The organism is Bradyrhizobium sp. SZCCHNR1093, assembly GCF_032381175.1.
GTDB lineage: Bacteria > Pseudomonadota > Alphaproteobacteria > Rhizobiales > Xanthobacteraceae > Bradyrhizobium.
In genome coordinates this window covers 495,003-510,124 of sequence record NZ_JAUHJJ010000003.1, presented here as the reverse complement: position 1 = coordinate 510,124, position 15,122 = coordinate 495,003, and the positions used below count along the sequence as shown (strand labels likewise).

12 protein-coding genes are annotated in these 15,122 nt (G+C 63.5%); 5 read left to right on the top strand and 7 right to left on the bottom strand.

Annotated features, from left to right (window positions below):
- Positions 1–41: 41 nt before the first annotated feature.
- Positions 42–1,106, bottom strand: coding sequence for a hypothetical protein (locus QX070_RS13380; protein ID WP_315737505.1), 1,065 nt, complete (start codon positions 1,104–1,106; stop codon positions 42–44).
- A gap of 273 nt (positions 1,107–1,379) precedes the next feature.
- Here QX070_RS13380 and QX070_RS13375 point away from each other — a divergent pair, with 273 nt between their 5' ends.
- Positions 1,380–2,414 (top strand): patatin-like phospholipase family protein, encoded by a 1,035-nt coding sequence (locus QX070_RS13375; protein ID WP_315737504.1) that lies wholly within the window; start codon positions 1,380–1,382, stop codon positions 2,412–2,414.
- Here the strand turns inward: QX070_RS13375 and QX070_RS13370 are convergent.
- Together QX070_RS13370 and QX070_RS13365 are read right to left on the bottom strand one after the other, a co-directional pair.
- The gene (locus QX070_RS13370; protein WP_315737503.1) at positions 2,401–2,829 is read right to left on the bottom strand and encodes a CBS domain-containing protein; all 429 of its coding nucleotides are present in this window, start codon (positions 2,827–2,829) and stop codon (positions 2,401–2,403) included. The genes QX070_RS13375 and QX070_RS13370 overlap by 14 nt on opposite strands.
- A 276-nt stretch (positions 2,830–3,105) precedes the next feature.
- Positions 3,106–3,903, bottom strand: a complete 798-nt coding sequence (locus QX070_RS13365; RefSeq protein ID WP_315737726.1) for a rhomboid family intramembrane serine protease — start codon at positions 3,901–3,903, stop codon at positions 3,106–3,108.
- Between the two features lie 523 nt (positions 3,904–4,426).
- On the opposite strand from QX070_RS13365, the gene QX070_RS13360 reads away from it, so the two are divergent.
- The gene (locus QX070_RS13360) at positions 4,427–4,984 is read left to right on the top strand and encodes a PAS domain-containing protein (protein ID WP_315737502.1); all 558 of its coding nucleotides are present in this window, start codon (positions 4,427–4,429) and stop codon (positions 4,982–4,984) included.
- A gap of 64 nt (positions 4,985–5,048) precedes the next feature.
- Here QX070_RS13360 and QX070_RS13355 read toward each other — a convergent pair whose 3' ends face one another.
- The 4 genes from QX070_RS13355 to QX070_RS13340 form a co-directional block, all read right to left on the bottom strand.
- Positions 5,049–8,180 (bottom strand): tetratricopeptide repeat protein, encoded by a 3,132-nt coding sequence (locus tag QX070_RS13355; RefSeq protein ID WP_315737501.1) that lies wholly within the window; start codon positions 8,178–8,180, stop codon positions 5,049–5,051.
- A 3-nt stretch (positions 8,181–8,183) separates the two neighbouring features.
- Complete coding sequence (locus QX070_RS13350; RefSeq protein WP_315737500.1) at positions 8,184–9,506, bottom strand: hypothetical protein; 1,323 nt, start codon at positions 9,504–9,506, stop codon at positions 8,184–8,186.
- Between the two features lie 43 nt (positions 9,507–9,549).
- Complete coding sequence (locus tag QX070_RS13345; RefSeq protein WP_315737499.1) at positions 9,550–10,713, bottom strand: trypsin-like peptidase domain-containing protein; 1,164 nt, start codon at positions 10,711–10,713, stop codon at positions 9,550–9,552.
- A gap of 237 nt (positions 10,714–10,950) precedes the next feature.
- Positions 10,951–11,934 carry an MBL fold metallo-hydrolase gene (locus tag QX070_RS13340; protein ID WP_315737498.1) on the bottom strand — a complete coding sequence of 328 codons (984 nt, stop codon included), beginning with the start codon at positions 11,932–11,934 and terminating at the stop codon, positions 10,951–10,953.
- A gap of 183 nt (positions 11,935–12,117) precedes the next feature.
- Between QX070_RS13340 and QX070_RS13335 the strand changes: the two genes are divergently transcribed.
- From QX070_RS13335 to QX070_RS13325, 3 genes are all read left to right on the top strand, one after another.
- The gene (locus tag QX070_RS13335) at positions 12,118–12,732 is read left to right on the top strand and encodes a PilZ domain-containing protein (protein WP_315737497.1); all 615 of its coding nucleotides are present in this window, start codon (positions 12,118–12,120) and stop codon (positions 12,730–12,732) included.
- A 334-nt stretch (positions 12,733–13,066) separates the two neighbouring features.
- Entirely contained in the window at positions 13,067–13,693 is a 627-nt protein-coding gene (locus tag QX070_RS13330; RefSeq protein ID WP_315737496.1) for a transglutaminase-like cysteine peptidase, read from the top strand.
- A 445-nt stretch (positions 13,694–14,138) separates the two neighbouring features.
- Complete coding sequence (locus QX070_RS13325; protein WP_315737495.1) at positions 14,139–15,050, top strand: methyltransferase domain-containing protein; 912 nt, start codon at positions 14,139–14,141, stop codon at positions 15,048–15,050.
- Positions 15,051–15,122: the final 72 nt, after the last annotated feature.

Here is a 15,122-nt window from a genome sequence, read left to right as displayed (position 1 = left end):
AGTCGGTGTCCTTCTGCGGGGCCATTTCACGTGCGAGCCGCTTACCGCGCGAGCACCTCGACCTCGCCGTCGACGCCGTTGACGACGCTGAAGGAGCGCTCGAACACCTTGCCTTCGTTCTTGGCGATGGCGCGGTAGTCGCCTTCGGACAGCACGACCTTGGGGAAGGCGCCGATCGATTCCTTGATCACGTCGCCGCCAGGGTTGATGACCGACCAGGCCGTGTTGGCGAGCGCCTCGCCGCCCTTGTCGGAGACGAGCTTCAAGGTGATGACCGCAGCGCGATGCGTCACCGTGACATCGGTGAGCTTGCCGGCCTGGACGCGGATGTCGGAGCGCACCACCGAGTTGGCGTCGCCATAGTTGGAGACGATGTAGTAGGTCCCCTCCGGCAGCATCAGCATGTCGCCGGCGGCGACGTTCGGCACCAGCGGCGCCCGCTCGCGGCCGTCGAACTGGCTGCCCTTATAGATGGCAAACGATATCTGGTTCTGCGGGATCTTGCTGGTGCCGACCCTGCCCTCGAGACGCAGGCCCCCGGCCGGCAGCACGAAGGATTCGCGATCGGTCTCCGGCTTCAGGTTCACGGACCTGACCGCGCTGACGAGACCGAGCGCGACATGAACGACATAGGTACCGGGCGGCAGCACGATGTTCGGCGTTGCGCCGCGATCCTCGCGCAGCATCTTGAAGGCGCCGGATTCGTCCGGCCGGTCGGCGAACACGCGCCAGACCAGCCCGCCATTGATGTTCGGCAGGTCCTTGCCGAACCGCGCCGACAGCGACAGCACGCCCTGATTGGGGGCTGCGGCCGGCGGAGCGGCAACCGGGGGGATCGCAGCCGGCGCGCCGGGTGGAATCGCGGCGACCGGCGGTCCCGGCAGCGCCTGGGGTGCCGGCGGCGGAATGGGGCCGGAGGGTGGTGCCAGGCTGACCGCTGCCCCGGGATCGGGCACCGAGGCCGGCGGAACCGGCGGCGGCCTGTCGCTGAACAGTTGCGCTGCGGCCGGCGACATTGAGAGTCCGGTCAGCGGGCACGACAAGGCAAGCACAAGCCATAGCCGCCTGCTGCGCCGGAATCTGGTGAACCCGCGACCTGTCGTCATCGTCCTGCTTTTGACCGAAAACGCGGCAAATTCAAGCCTCTACTCAACTGTCCCCGAGGAACCGCATGAGCGGCGCGCGACTTGGTCGCATTCTCCGGCGGTGAGCGGCCGGAGCGCGCAGTTCCGTCCAGGAGAGCGTTCACATCAGCGGCATCCGATGCTTCCGTCGACCCGGCATAAAGGATGCTTCTGGTAGGCTGGTGCTAGGCTGTCATGCGTCATGAGTCCGTTGCCGACTCATTGCACACAGTATGCGTAGGCGTGGAGATCTCGGTGCTGGATATTCTGAAAGGACGCCGTGCGAGCGGAACCGAAGGTTCCGATGTCGGTCTTGGGACGATCCGCAAGCCGGTCATCGGCTTGGCGCTCGGCGGCGGTGCGGCGCGCGGCTTTGCCCATATCGGCGTGCTCCGAACCCTGATGGCGCACGGCATCGTGCCCGACGTCGTGGTCGGCACCTCGATCGGGGCCGTGGTCGGCGGTGCCTATGCGGCCGGCCAGCTCGATACCCTGGAGGAATGGGCGCGCAGCCTGCAGATGCGCAACATCCTCGGCTATCTCGACATCCGCCTCAACGGCTCCGGCCTGATCGGCGGCGAGAAGCTCGCCGCCCAGCTCGAAGCCTCGCTCGGCCGCGTCACCATCGAGGAGCTGCCGATGAAGGTCGCAACCGTGGCGACCGAAATCCGCACCGGTCACGAGATCTGGCTGACCCATGGCAGCCTGGTCGATGCGATGCGCGCCTCCTACGCCCTGCCCGGCATCTTCGCGCCGGTCCTGATCGGCGACCGCTGGCTGGTCGACGGCGCCATGGTGAACCCGGTGCCGGTGTCGGCAGCGCGCGCGCTCGGCGCCGAGATCGTGATCGCCGCCAACCTGTCCAGCGACGTGTTCACGCATTCGACGACGATCTACTCGCATGGCCAGCCGGTCGAGGTGCCGGAGACGGTGATGGAGAGCGCGCCGCCCAAGCGCCGCTTCGGCAGGCTGTTCTCGCCGGAGCGCGCGGTGAAGCGGCAGTTCTTCGGCGGCGGCGGCCGGCCGGGCATCTCGTCGGTGATGGTCGATGCCTTCAACATCATGCAGGACCGCATCACCCGCGCACGTCTCGCCGGCGATCCGCCGGACCTTCTGATCTCGCCGCGCGTCGGCCAGATCGGCTGGTTCGACTTCCACCGCGCGGCCGACCTCATCGCGTTCGGCACCAGGGCGGCCGAACGTGCGCTGGATTCGATCCAGGAGACCATCGGCCAGGCGACCGGCGCGGTGACGCCGACCGGCGGCGGAGCGACGACTACGCCGTCTTGATGTACTGACGCAGGGCTTCCTGCTCGGTCTCGTATTCCTGGACGCGCCACTTCACGACGTCGCCGATCGAGATCAGGCCGACGACGACGCCGCCCTCGATCACCGGCAGATGGCGGAACTTGCCGTTCGTCATCACTTCCATGATCGAGGCGACGGTATCCGCCGGCTTGCAGCTCACCACCCGCCGCGTCATCACGTTCGACACCGGCTCGGTGAGCGCCGAGGCGCCGCGCTCGCCGAGCGCGCGGACGATGTCGCGCTCGGATAGGATGCCCTCCATCCGGGAGCCCGACATCACCAGCACCGCGCCGATCTTGCGGTCGGCGAGCCGCTTGGCGGCTTCGGCGAGTGTGGTCTGGGACTCGACGCTCTCGACCTGATGGCCCTTGATGTCGAGGATCGCACGTACTGTCATTGCTCGTCTCCTTCAGGGGCCGGTGTGCCTTCTTGAGCGAGGCGTCGTTGCGGCCGATGCTTCCAGCGATCGTCAGTCAAGCGAGTCTTCAATCAACAGTCTGGCAACGCAACGGATCCAATCCTCCCGATCACGCCTTGGTTGCATTGCACTCGGCAGGCTGGCCTGCGCGGCACAAAATGGCCTGCTTTCGTTCATCCGGAATCGTGCTCCGGTTGCAGTGGACGCAAATGATGAATGAAATCACCTGCGCTCGCAAGCGCAGGATTGCGGCAACTAACGGTCGACCACGTCGGACGGTAACGCAGGCGCAGCATCGTCACGCACATGCGGGGTGGGATCGAACAGCGCAAACAGGATCAGGCCGGCGATGAAGCCGCCGATATGAGCCTGCCAGGCGACGTCGGCGCCCTCGGCGCCGGGCGTGATGCCGCCGATGCCGAACACGATGTTGACGCCGAACCACACTGCCAGAAAGCCGAGGACGCGCGGATTGCGCAGCGCACGCGACAGCGACAATGCCGGAACCCTGGCCGCCGCCTCGGCATCGCCGCGAGTGAACGACAGGAAGCTGCCGCTCACGAAGGCAAAGCGCATCGCGGCCGCCATGGTGCCGGACACCGAGGCCGAGGCGCCGATCATCGGCGCCAGCGCGTGCTCATGGGTGAGCAGATGCGCCAGCGCACCGGCCGCCGCCGTCACCGCCATGAACAGATAGAACCGGGCCGCCCCGAAGCGGCGCGCGAGCGCGCTGCCGAATGGCAGCAGCCACAGCACGTTGAAGCCGATATGCGCCAGATTGGCGTGCAGCAGCGAATAGCTGACGAAGGTCCAGATCTTGGCCGGCGTGCCGCCGGGAAACGCCCCGTCCATCAGGGTCTGGTCGTATCGTTTCGGGACGAAGGCGAACAGGTCGATGATCCAGCCGTTCCACTCGTCCGGCAACAGCACGCGCAGATGGATCACCGCGATCAGCAGGATGTAGGCGGTCAGTGCGCCCGGCAGATTGAGGATCGGCTCCCGCGCCTGCTGGAGCGGCGGATCCTGCGTGAGGTCTGACGAGGAGGAATCCAACGGAACGCACGCCTTCGACGAGAGGAACAGATCCGTCAGATAGGCGGCTTTGGCCGGCCTGTGCAAGCGCACGGCGGCAGAGTTGACGTGCGGCGCGGTGGCAGCGGCGGAGAAAGGGCGGCGGATCCGCAAAAAGAACGAGGGAGGGTCCTGAGAAAACCCTCCCTCCGAGACTTGCCGGCCTCTGCCGCGTCCGGAGCGCCCGGGTTTGTTTTCCCCACCCCGCCCCGTCGCGACGACCAGACTTGTTTGACGCCGCCTGCGTGTACCTCACCGTATCGCGGCGGACCTTCCACCGTCCGGCCGCGATCTGATGAACGCATTGTTAACGATCGCTCGGCGGCCGCCAAGCTCATCGTTAATTTAACCTTAACGCGCGGAAGGCCGGGGGAAAGCCGGCACGATCGCACCATCGGCATGGACGCTGCACCGCCCCTCCTGCGAAAACAAACCAGGGAGGCGCCTGGACGAAAGCGGGACAGCAATGTCCTCCGTGACGTCGAGGGCGCGAGGGATCACCGAGATGAAACATCCGTCCAATCGCGAGCTCTTCGCCTATTGGAACGACAGGCGCGGCCATGCCAAGGCGCCGGAGCGCTGCGACTTCGAGCCGTCGGCCGTGCGCGAGCTGCTCGGCGACATCTTCGTCTTGTCCTGCGACGCCGACAGCGGCTTTCCGTTCCGCATGGCCGGCACGCGGCTGTGCGCCCTGCTCGGCGGCGACGTCAAGGACAGGAGCTTCCCGGCGCAGTTCGCGCCCGCCAGCCGCCGCGAGATCGAAGAGATCACGATGGTCGTGTGCGAGGAGACGCTGCCGGCGATCGCCGGCGTCAAGGCGCAGGGACCGGATCGCACGACGGCGCATTTCGAGCTGCTGCTGCTGCCGTTCGCGACGCGCGCGCACGAGCCGATCAGCCTGACCGGCCTGCTCGCCCCGTTCGAGACGCCGCGAGGCGCGCTCGGACCGCTGGAGATGGTGTCATGGCGCTACATCCATCCGCCGGCCGAGCCGATCGTGCCGCGCGCGCTGCGCAAGCTCGCGCTCGCCCGCGGCTTGATGGTGTATGAGGGCCTGCGCTGACTACGGCTCGCGTAGTTAGGACTTCTGTGCAGAAGCAACCGCAAATACTCCAATTGCGTTACCGCTAGCGGATTGTTGTAAGGGCCGAGAGTTTCGCCTGGAACCTTTCGCGCACCTTCTCTGCCCCGCTCTTCGGGTCTTTGGCTATGAGTGCGTTGACGACGACGAGGCCCTTGCGATAGGCGTCGACGGCGTCTTGCAGGGAGCGGTCATCTTTTCCCGGCTCGCTCTGCTCGCGCGCGGCGTCACCGATGCGCTCGTAGCCTTCCGCCAGCTCAAGTTGACGCTTGCTATCGTCGGGAAACCTTCCCGCGAGCTGCAGCCGGATTTGCAGACCGGCATCATATTCCTTGAGCGCGTTTACGAAGTCGTGCTGCCTTCGCCAGGCGCTCCCAAGCCTATCGTGTGTGTCGGCTACGTCGCGCGTCCATGCCACTTTATTGAGGTCCTTTGCGGTGATCTCCTCGCGAATTGCCAGGGCACTGCGGTATCTTTCGATCGCGCCCGCCGGGTCCTGCTCTGCCACCGAATCGCCGATGATGACGTATTGCCGGGCGAGGCGAATTTTCCAGTCGACCTTGTCGGGATCGTCGCGGGCGAGGCCGGCTGAGAGGTCGACTGCCATCTGGAAGTACTTCAGTGCGTCGTCGAGCTGGTCTTGCATCTTGTGCACTCGGCCGATCTGCTCGTAGATCCTCGACAAATTGGATCGATAGATGTTGTTTTTCGGCTCCCTGCGGACCAGGGCTTCCCGTATCGTCATTGCCTGCTCGTATTCCGCCAGAGCTTCCTTCGGACGATCGTGCGCAGCAAGGACATCGCCGATCCGGGTCCGAGCATCCGCCACGGCCTTCTGCGCATCCGGATCGTTCGGGTCCTGAGCCAGGAGAGCGGTGCCAATCGCAAGGGATTTCCGGTACCAATCCAGAGCCCCCTTCCAGTCCGTATTCAGGAGGCTGTCCGCAATCTTGTTCTCGACGAATGCGATTCTTGGGCGCGCTGCGCCGTCCGCGGGGTTCTTGTCAGCCAGCCGCTGCGCAATCCGTAGCGCGTAATCAAGTTCCGCTGCGGATCGCTTCAGGTCACGGCCCTCGAAGGCGTCTCCGAGGCGGAACGCAACCTCATAACGCAGCTTCTTCCACTCGTCGTTCTCGGCGTCGTTCTCGAGGAGCTGGTCAGCGAGGTCTTTGGCCTCTTCGACTTGTGTTAAGGCAGCGTCATGTGCTCCAACCAGCAGGTACACATCCGAGAACTTCGTCAGCAGCTTGGCGCGATACTCCATGACTTCCGGCCGATTCTCGACGGCACCGAAGATCTTCTCGGCGCCGCGCAGCAGCCGTTCAGCACTCGAAACCTGGATTGCGCCGGTATTGAGCTGATCCTGAATTACATCGAGCACGCTCCCGACGACGGAAAATGCACTTTTCGCGCTCCGCAGCGCGGATTGCTCCTCCAAATCCGCCTTTCGCCAGCCCCACACCGCAAAAACGAGCAAGGCCGCCATGACAATCAGCGCGCCGTTCCTGGCGCGGGAATATCGTCGCGCCTGCAGCTCGTTGTGGGCCCGACTGGCCGCCACGAGCTCCTTGAGCTCCGGCGCGCCCTCCATGTAGGACGCCGCGTCGTCCAGAGCGGCGCCGGAGAGCAGATAACCGGCGTCGAAGCCGGATGCCTGCCAGCGCTGCGCCGTCGCGATGAGCTGCAGCTTCGCCTTGGAGCGGTTCCGCTCGTCCTGCAGCCAGTCGCGCAATCGCGGCCAGCCGTCGATCAGCGCGCTGTGGGCCAGATCGAAGCGATCGTCGTCCCAGCCGACGCCTGGACTACGCCGGATGAGCTCGGCATCCACATATCGCTCCAGAACATGGTCGACGCGACCGGCAGGCGCGATCTGCACCAGAACGTCCCGCCGCACCCGGCGGCGGATGAACCCCTCCACGTCGGGCTGCACCAGTTGCAGGAAGACGCACCTCGCGGCCGCCTGGTCGTCAGACGTCAGACCGGCGTAAATCGCTTCTGCCGTACGGATCAGAGCGTCTCGCGGCTTGCCCACCTTATGATAGGCTTCCCAGGTGATGCGGTTGCGCTCGCGCTGGTCCCACAGCCTTCCAAGGGCAAATTGCAGCATGGCCAGCGCGCCCGCATCGCCGGCAACACTCTTGGCGAGGTCCTCGACGATTCCCTCGTCGAACTTGAGCCCGACCGTGGTGGCCGCGCTCTCGATGATGTGCTGCACTTCGGCAGCGTTGGGCGGCGCAAGCGAGAAGCGCGCGGCCGGGTTCTCCCCGAGTGACTTGAGCGCGGCGAGCTGAAGCGCCGGTTGCTGGTACCGCTCCTCGATAATGAGGATGGTCCGGTCCGGCTGGCCACGCGCTCCGACCAGTGCCTGAACAAAGCCCTCCCTCGTCTTCTCGTCCGAGCAGATCGTAAAGATCTGCTCGAGCTGATCGACAACCATGATAACGGGCCGCCCCGGAAATACGCCGTCGAGCAGGGCGCCAAAAAGCTCTGGCGAACGTTCGAGCTTCTGCTTCTGCTCGGTGATCCATGTTTCGAGTTTGGGTAATGCGGGATTGGCAGCCGCCTCATATATGCTCGTGAGCAACGCGGCGAACGGATCTGCTCTCGGAACTACGACCAGAACGAGCGGGCTCTTGCCTTCCCCGACAATCTGCGACTTCATCCTTGGGATGGCGCCGGCCATTACAATCGATGTCTTGCCGCTTCCCATCGGGCCGGTGACGAGCACTACTCGCTGTTCGCGAAGCTGCTCCAGAAGTCTTCGGACAGCCTCCTCGCGCCCGAAAAAGCGCCCTGCGTCGCCTTCGTCGAACGGGTTCAACCCTATGTAGGGATTGGCGGCGCTGGTGAGGTCCGGGGCGTGCGATGGGTCGAAGGGGGCGAGGGCGGGCAGCGTGGCAGAGAGAGCCTCCCGATCGCCGGCCGAAAACTGATACGACGTCCAGTAGGTAATGATGTTCTGGGCAGCCTCGCGGTCGGCCGGCGAATCTATCCATCGTCCCGCCGCCTGCGCCCGATCGACGAACTTATGGACGTCGGCAAGCAGATCTTGGTCGTTCTCTCGATCGCGGGCCGCGCGCATCAACGCGATGTGTTCGGCGCGCAACTCGGTTAGCGAGGTGAATGTTGACGGCACCGGTCCTGAGGCTTCCGGCGCAACTTGGTGATCTTTCGACATGGCTCACACCTTGTCAGACAGTTCTCGCAAAGGCTCACGGATCTTCAGGATGTCTCCACACTGCGCCTTGAGATCTCGATCGACATTGAAGAAGTGAAGAAGCGCCGTATCGCGGAATAGTTTGAAATTTCTGCGCAGCGTGCCGAAATTGGTAACGTGGCTGGCGATCGTCTCGTCGACCCGGCTGGCGTACTCCTTCGCATCCTTCGCCCAGTCCGCTTCAGCCTGCGTGGATGCGATCTCGTCGACGCGCGACTTGATCGCCGGCCAGAATTCCTTGAACAGGTCGAGCGATTCCGGTGTGTTCTTTTCGATGTTGTCTTCAGCCTCCCAGAAATCCTTCTCGATTCTCTGCCATTTGTCGTGTTCCGCAACCCGGCTACTCAGTTGCGACTTGATGTTCCTCAAAGATGCGATCGCCTCTTGAAGGTCGGCAGCCGACGCATCCCCTGCCGGTTTGGCGGCGACAGCATTGGCGAGGATTTCGCTCAGCTCTCGCAACGGGAGCTCTTCGGCATATCGGTTGAGCGATGCATTGACCCTGCTCTGTTCGGAGACGATCACGCTCCGAAACGGGAACACCGCAGTGATCACATCGTGCGTATCCTCGTCGCGAACGGCCTTCCGCAATTTCGGAATCGCCGATTCGAGCTCCTCTATCCAGCCCCGCACATGCGTCCTATCGGCGCCGACCTCCGGGAGCAGCTCGGCCGCCTCGCGCACGCGGCTGCAGATTTTCGCGAGGTCGATGACGTGTTGTTGGAGCCCGAACGATGCTTGCGGATCGCGCCCCAGTTCCTTGGCACAATCGATGATCTCGCGGTAATGTCGCAATTGGATGTCGTGCAGGCAATCGTGCAGCTCCTTGTAATGAAAAAGAGCGTCGATTCTGCTGCTGACCTGGTCGAGCGTTTTGCGCGAGGCGGCGACGACGGAGCGTATCCCGGCGTCCTCCTCGACTTCCCGACGCAGGCTATTGATCCCGGTGTTGAGCGTCTTGACGCTGGCCGGGGTGGAAATGCGATCAAGGTGCTCGTCGACAACCCTCTGAAGGGCCTCGTTGGACTGTTGATCCTCCCAGTTCTTGATGCCATTGAGCAGGTCGAGAAGCCGGCCGTCCCCTTCGACCATATCCAGGAGATCGAGGACGATGTTCGGTTTCGGCTGATCCCAGGACAGTCGATTGAAAACGACTTTGCCCATCGTCGTGCGAACCAGGATCTTCAGATCGTTCATGTTGAACGCATCGCAGATGCCATGGAGCAGCTTCTTGTCCAAGAGAGAGTCCGCCCCTTTCGCGGAGCCGGCAGCGTCTGTCTCGACCATGGCCTCTACGCCCTTTCACTTGAAGCGAAGCGGACCCAGCGCATCATGGCGCCTCGAACTCGATCTTGCCTGCAAGCCGCTGGCGGATCATTCCAATCGGAATGCCCTGATTGAATTTCGGCGAGCCCCAGGCAGGGTCGCCCATGTGATGCATCGCAACCAGCGACCATTCCATATTGAAGCACGGGGACCCCGATGAGCCTCGGTCGCTGTTAGTGGCATAGCGAACCCGTGTGCCGTTGCCGTTCACGCCGAGCACAGCTTGCGTGTCCACGGCGAGCTTCAAAGGGCTCCCGTCCGGATGTTGGGCTATCAGCAGCGGCATGTCGATCTCAAGTGGCGGCTGTGTCTTGGGCATTGCGATCCAGCGCCGTCGCGGGGCACCGGAGCCGGCGTTCTTGTCGATCGGTTCGTTGCCGATGGATCGCGCCAAGCGGGCGAGTACGAAATCGAGTTCGTCGACCGCTGGAAGATCTCGGTCCGGCTGACCTTCGGCCTCGGCCTGGCTGTAACGCGCGAAGTCGATGCGCCAATCTGAATCGTGCAGCGGCACGACAACTCCTTCCGAGCGCGAGCCATCGGTGAGAACCTTGTAATCAAAATGGCAGGCGATCGCGGCCGGACGTGCCGTCCCCTCGATCGCGGACTCGAGCACGTGATAGTTGGTCAGGATGAGATCCGGTCCGATCAAGAAGCCGGTCCCCATCGCGTTGCCGTCAAACTCAATGCGGCAAACTTGGCCCTCGATCTGTGCCATGCATCCCCGCCACACGCCCATATCGAAGGTCTTAAGTCGCGGACGCACGATCGCTTCGAGGCCGCTTGCGGTGGCACGCTCGGGTGCCGCGGTGACGGACTTGCCCGCGTTCTGTACCGACATCGTCGGCGCCATGCCGAATTTCTCGTAAAGGCGTCGTATCTTCTCGTGGTCAGGCTTCGTAAGATACGCAGCGCGAGCCAAATCGACGACGATCGTCGCGCCCTTTCGCTCCGCCCAGTCGATCAGTTGAAACGCCACGTAGTTGTTCGGACCGGGTGTAACAATGTCTTCCAGCCGTTCGTTTAATCGAACGCGGACCATCATCTCCAATTCTCTAGGATTGAACGCTGCGACAAGCGCTTCCTGGAACTCGCCGAAATCGATGCCCGGTATCATCGCACCAGATCCTGCGCGAACTGAGGTGCCCGCCCGGCCGACGATCGGCACACGACGTCTCGTTGAAGCCGATGGGCTCGTCGTCTCGGTGCCCCTCATTGCTCCACAGAACAATGTGCTGCGCTCAAGCTCTACTTTCAAGAGCATTGTTTACGGTATGTAACCTCCCGCTGAAGTCACCGGAGGGACGGGAGGCCGCCAGATCCGGTCTGGAGAGTGTGGATCTTGTCGCGACGACCTGTGGTCGCATCACATGCGGGCCACGCGATCGGGGCTACGTCCCGCGCCTCACCGCGAGCCGGTCAGCGGGGTGAGCAGACTGCCGTCGGGAGCGAACGCGGCGACATGATCCGAGATGACGAACGAAGTAAGATCGCGCCCGACGACAAGCGGGCCCTGATAGGCCGTGCGCGTGCGCGCGACCAGCGCATCCTCCGGCACGTCCTGGACCGGCTTCACGGTCGCAAACACGATGTGCGAGTAGACTGCGAGCTTCGGCTTCGCCTCGCTGAAGATCCTGCCGGCCTCCTCGGGCGAGGTGTGGTGGTCCTCGATGGCGCGGTAGTTCGGGTAGGATTTCAGCAGCTCCGGATCGATGACGGCGACCTCATGGATCAGAAGATCGGCCCCCTTCGCCGCCTTCTCCACCCGCGGATCGGGCTTGGTGTCTCCGGACAGCACGACCTTCTTGCCGTCGAACTCGACGACATAGCCGAGCGCCGGCTTGATCTTCTCGCCGTGATTGACCTCGATGGCGCTGACCCTGACGCCGTTACGCTCGTAGACGACGCCCGGCCCGATATCGGCCGCGGCGAAGGCGACGCCTTCGGGCGGATAGTGCTCGTCATCGATGCGGATGCGGATGTCCTCGGAGAAGGCTTTGGTGAGATTCTCCGTCATCGCCACTGTTCCCTTCGGTCCGAACACGACCATCGGCCCCTTGCGCGAGGCCCAGGGCGTGCCGATCCATCCGCTCAGCCACATGTCCGGCAGCCCCACCACGTGATCGGAATGCAGATGGGTGAGGAAATGCGCGGTGACGCTGCCGAGCGGGATGTTCTTCTGGAACAGGCGGATCGTGGAGCCGCGTCCGAGGTCGAACAGCAGCCGCTCCGGCCCGGCCTCGATCAGGGTGGAGGCGCTGAAGCTCGACAGGCGCGGCGTCGGCGTGCCCGTCCCGAGCAGGGTCACCTTCATCTCGGCCGCCGCGGCCGGCGACGATCCAACCGCTGCGCAGACCACGACTGCCACGGCTCCCAACCAACTCCGCATGAACGTCTCTCCCGTCTTCACTGGTGTCATTGGCGCGATGCCGCGCCTGCCCATTCTATCAGCTCGTCAAAGGCCGTGGCAGCGTGCTGCAGGAGCACAACGTAACGCTGAATTAACCGTGCAGGACTTAGTTTCAACACTGGATCATCCGGCACGCTAAGAGCCGGCTTTGAGTGGCGAAACATGGCGTTGCCGAACAAAAAACTCTCTCTTCCGGCCGCCGAGGAGCGCCGCCGTTTCCAGCGGGTCAAGGTCCACCTGCTCGGCCGCTACATGCTGCCGGACCGCCGTGAGTTTCCCTGCCAGGTGATCAACATGTCGCCGGGCGGCCTCGCGCTGCTCGCGCCGGGCATCGGCAATGTCGGCGACCGCGTGATCGCCTATCTCGACCATATCGGCCGCGTCGAAGGCAAGATCACCCGCATCATCGACAACGGTTTTGCGATGACGATCGGCGCCACCGCGCGCAAGCGCGACAAGCTCGCCGCGCAGCTGACCTGGCTCGCCAACCGCGACATCCTCAACCTGCCGGAGGATCGCCGCCACGACCGTATCATTCCGCGCAACCCGATCGCGGTGCTGACGCTCGAGGACGGCACCAAGATGACCTGCCGCATCATCGACATGTCGCTGTCGGGCGCGGCGATCGCGGCCGAGACCCGGCCGCCGCTGAAATCGCAGGTCATGCTCGGCCGCGTGCAGGCGCGCGTGGTGCGAAATCTCGAAGGCGGCTTCGCGATCGAGTTCCTGCACGCCCAGATCGCCGAAACGCTCGAAGACAGCGTTACCGCGCGGTAAAGCCGCAAGCCTCTGAAATCCCGCAACTTCACGGAGCACACGGCGTCCGCCACCGCGGGCGCCGTGTGGCGTTCGGCCAGCGCACAGGTGGTCTGGCGCGGTTAATGGCTGGCGGGCAAAGCGCGGCAGACCCTGCAACGGCAGCGGTTCCCGGCTTAATGCCGCGCATTCGATTCAACCCCGAACGATTCAAATTTTAGCTAAGTTCGATTCAAGTGAAAGTCGAATAAGCCCTTTGTTTTACTTGGATTTGCGTCAAATCCATCGTGGCGATTTAGCGGCAGCGAAAAATCTTTATGAGACACATGGTCCCAACGAAAACGGGGGGCCAAAAATGGTCAAGCGGACGGGACAGGCAAAAGGGTGGGCGGTCGCAGCCTTCCTGATGGCGATGGGCGGGATGGCGCATGCCGGCGATGACCGGGTGCTCTATGCGAGCCTTGGCGACACCGCACGGGCGCCGATCGGCTGGGTCGAGTTCTGCACCGAGACGCCCGAGGAATGCCGCGGCGGCGCGTCGCAGCCCCGCGACATCGTGCTGTCCCAGACCGCCTGGCGCGATCTGCTAAAGGTCAATCGCTGGGTCAACGAGAACGTCAAGCCCATCACCGACATGGACCATTGGGGCGTGGTCGAGAAATGGTCGTTGCCGACGGACGGCTACGGCGACTGCGAGGATTACGTGCTGCTGAAGCGCAAGCTGCTGATCGATGCCGGCTGGCCCCGCGAGGCGCTGCTGATCACGGTGGTGCGCGACAAGAAGGGTGAAGGACACGCCGTCCTCACCGTGAAGACCGACAAGGGCGAATACGTGCTCGACAATCAGAACGAGAGCGTCGTCGCCTGGACCGAGACCGGCTACCGCTTCGTCAAGCGGCAGTCGCAGGGCGATCCCAACGTCTGGGTCTCGCTCGGCGACGGTCGCCCGGCAGTGGCCACCGCCAGCGCAAGAGAACGCTAAGGCGTCCGCGAACGCTGATCAGAGAGGCGAGACACGAATTCGAGTTACGCGACCCGGTCACATCCCCACCCCTCCCCGTCCCAGACCGGTTCGCGCGCGGCCAGGCCTCCCCCAAGGCCTGGCCGCAACTTTTTTGAGCCAGCCGAAATTCACGAAAACCGCTTGAATTCCACGGCTTGGCAGCACCGTTCCGGTCCCGCTCGCCGATCCACCCGTCACTTCGGCCGCTCGGGCCAGGCCCGACTGACCTGATCGCGCAGTTCCTCGAGCCCGTACGCGAGGCGCAAGTCTTTCAGTATACTCGTTTTTTGAGGAGTTGGCGGCTGCTGCAGCCCCGCCATACAATCCAAGATCAGCTGCGTTCCAAATCAACACGCGAAGATTGATCGCGCTGAGACTGTGGTGCTAGAGTGCTTCCACTTTAGCGCGGGGCATTGCTATGGGGATGAACCTCGATGCCGTGATCTACTTGCAGCGGAACGGACATCTGACCGGCAGCAAAAACAGAATTCTCGATATCGGGCCGCAGACCATCTATTTCGCACGCGCCGAGCAGATCACGGAAATCGTCGAGCGCCTGGGACAGCCGCGTCCTGACGCAATAACCGTTGATCGGCTCGTCCACTTCTCGACGCCAAGAGCGGACGAGAGAACGACGATGCTTTCCGAGATCACGGATCTCGCAAACATCGAATATGAGGCGATCGATGTTTGTCCCGGGCTGAAGAACACCAACATCCTGGATCTCAACTTCGACGAACTCCCTTCGCAGCTCCGTGGCCATTTCGACGTGGTTCTCAACTTCGGTACCACCGAGCACATCGTCAATCAGTGGAACTGTTTCGAAGTGATGCATGACGCCATGAAGGTCGGCGGCGTGATCTACCATCAGCTGCCAGCGAGCGGCTATCTCGACCACGGATACTTCTGCTACACGCCGCTCTTCTTCCGGGAGCTTGCCCAGGCCAACGGCTACGAGATCGAGTGCCTCGCAGTCACCCATGCGGGCGAAAACCGGATCGACGCTCTCGGCATCACTTGTCTCGGCGGCGATACGATGTTGAATGAGCCGGCCCATCTCGCCGACAACAATCGCGTCCCCCAGCTCAATCTGCACGTCGTCCTGCGGAAGACGATCGACCAGGCGTTCCGCCCCTCGCTCGAGATCGCTACGACCCACAGCCAACTGAGCGAAAGGATGCGAGCTCGCTACAGCGACCTCCTCCAGTTGCAGGATCGCATCGAGGCGCTTGAGTCGGAACTCGGCAGAACGGTGAGCCCCCGCCTTATCCGCTGGCTGCAGAAGAACTACGCTCTGCTGCGTGGGAGCGCGCGCGCCCCCGTCCGGCTGCCATAGCGAAAAGTGGCCTACCGTTTCTCGAATTGTGATGCCAGAGAAGCGTAGCTGGCATCAGTGTCTGCCATCGGG

Bases quoted from the DNA above. Each gene is read 5' to 3' on its own strand.
- QX070_RS13380 (WP_315737505.1), bottom strand. From the start codon at position 1,106: ATGACGACAGGTCGCGGGTTCACCAGATTCCGGCGCAGCAGGCGGCTA.
- QX070_RS13370 (WP_315737503.1), bottom strand. From the start codon at position 2,829: ATGACAGTACGTGCGATCCTCGACATCAAGGGCCATCAGGTCGAGAGC.
- QX070_RS13360 (WP_315737502.1), top strand. From the start codon at position 4,427: ATGAAACATCCGTCCAATCGCGAGCTCTTCGCCTATTGGAACGACAGG.
- QX070_RS13355 (WP_315737501.1), bottom strand. From the start codon at position 8,180: ATGTCGAAAGATCACCAAGTTGCGCCGGAAGCCTCAGGACCGGTGCCG.
- QX070_RS13350 (WP_315737500.1), bottom strand. From the start codon at position 9,506: ATGGTCGAGACAGACGCTGCCGGCTCCGCGAAAGGGGCGGACTCTCTC.
- QX070_RS13340 (WP_315737498.1), bottom strand. From the start codon at position 11,934: ATGCGGAGTTGGTTGGGAGCCGTGGCAGTCGTGGTCTGCGCAGCGGTT.
- QX070_RS13335 (WP_315737497.1), top strand. From the start codon at position 12,118: ATGGCGTTGCCGAACAAAAAACTCTCTCTTCCGGCCGCCGAGGAGCGC.
- QX070_RS13330 (WP_315737496.1), top strand. From the start codon at position 13,067: ATGGTCAAGCGGACGGGACAGGCAAAAGGGTGGGCGGTCGCAGCCTTC.
- QX070_RS13325 (WP_315737495.1), top strand. From the start codon at position 14,139: ATGAACCTCGATGCCGTGATCTACTTGCAGCGGAACGGACATCTGACC.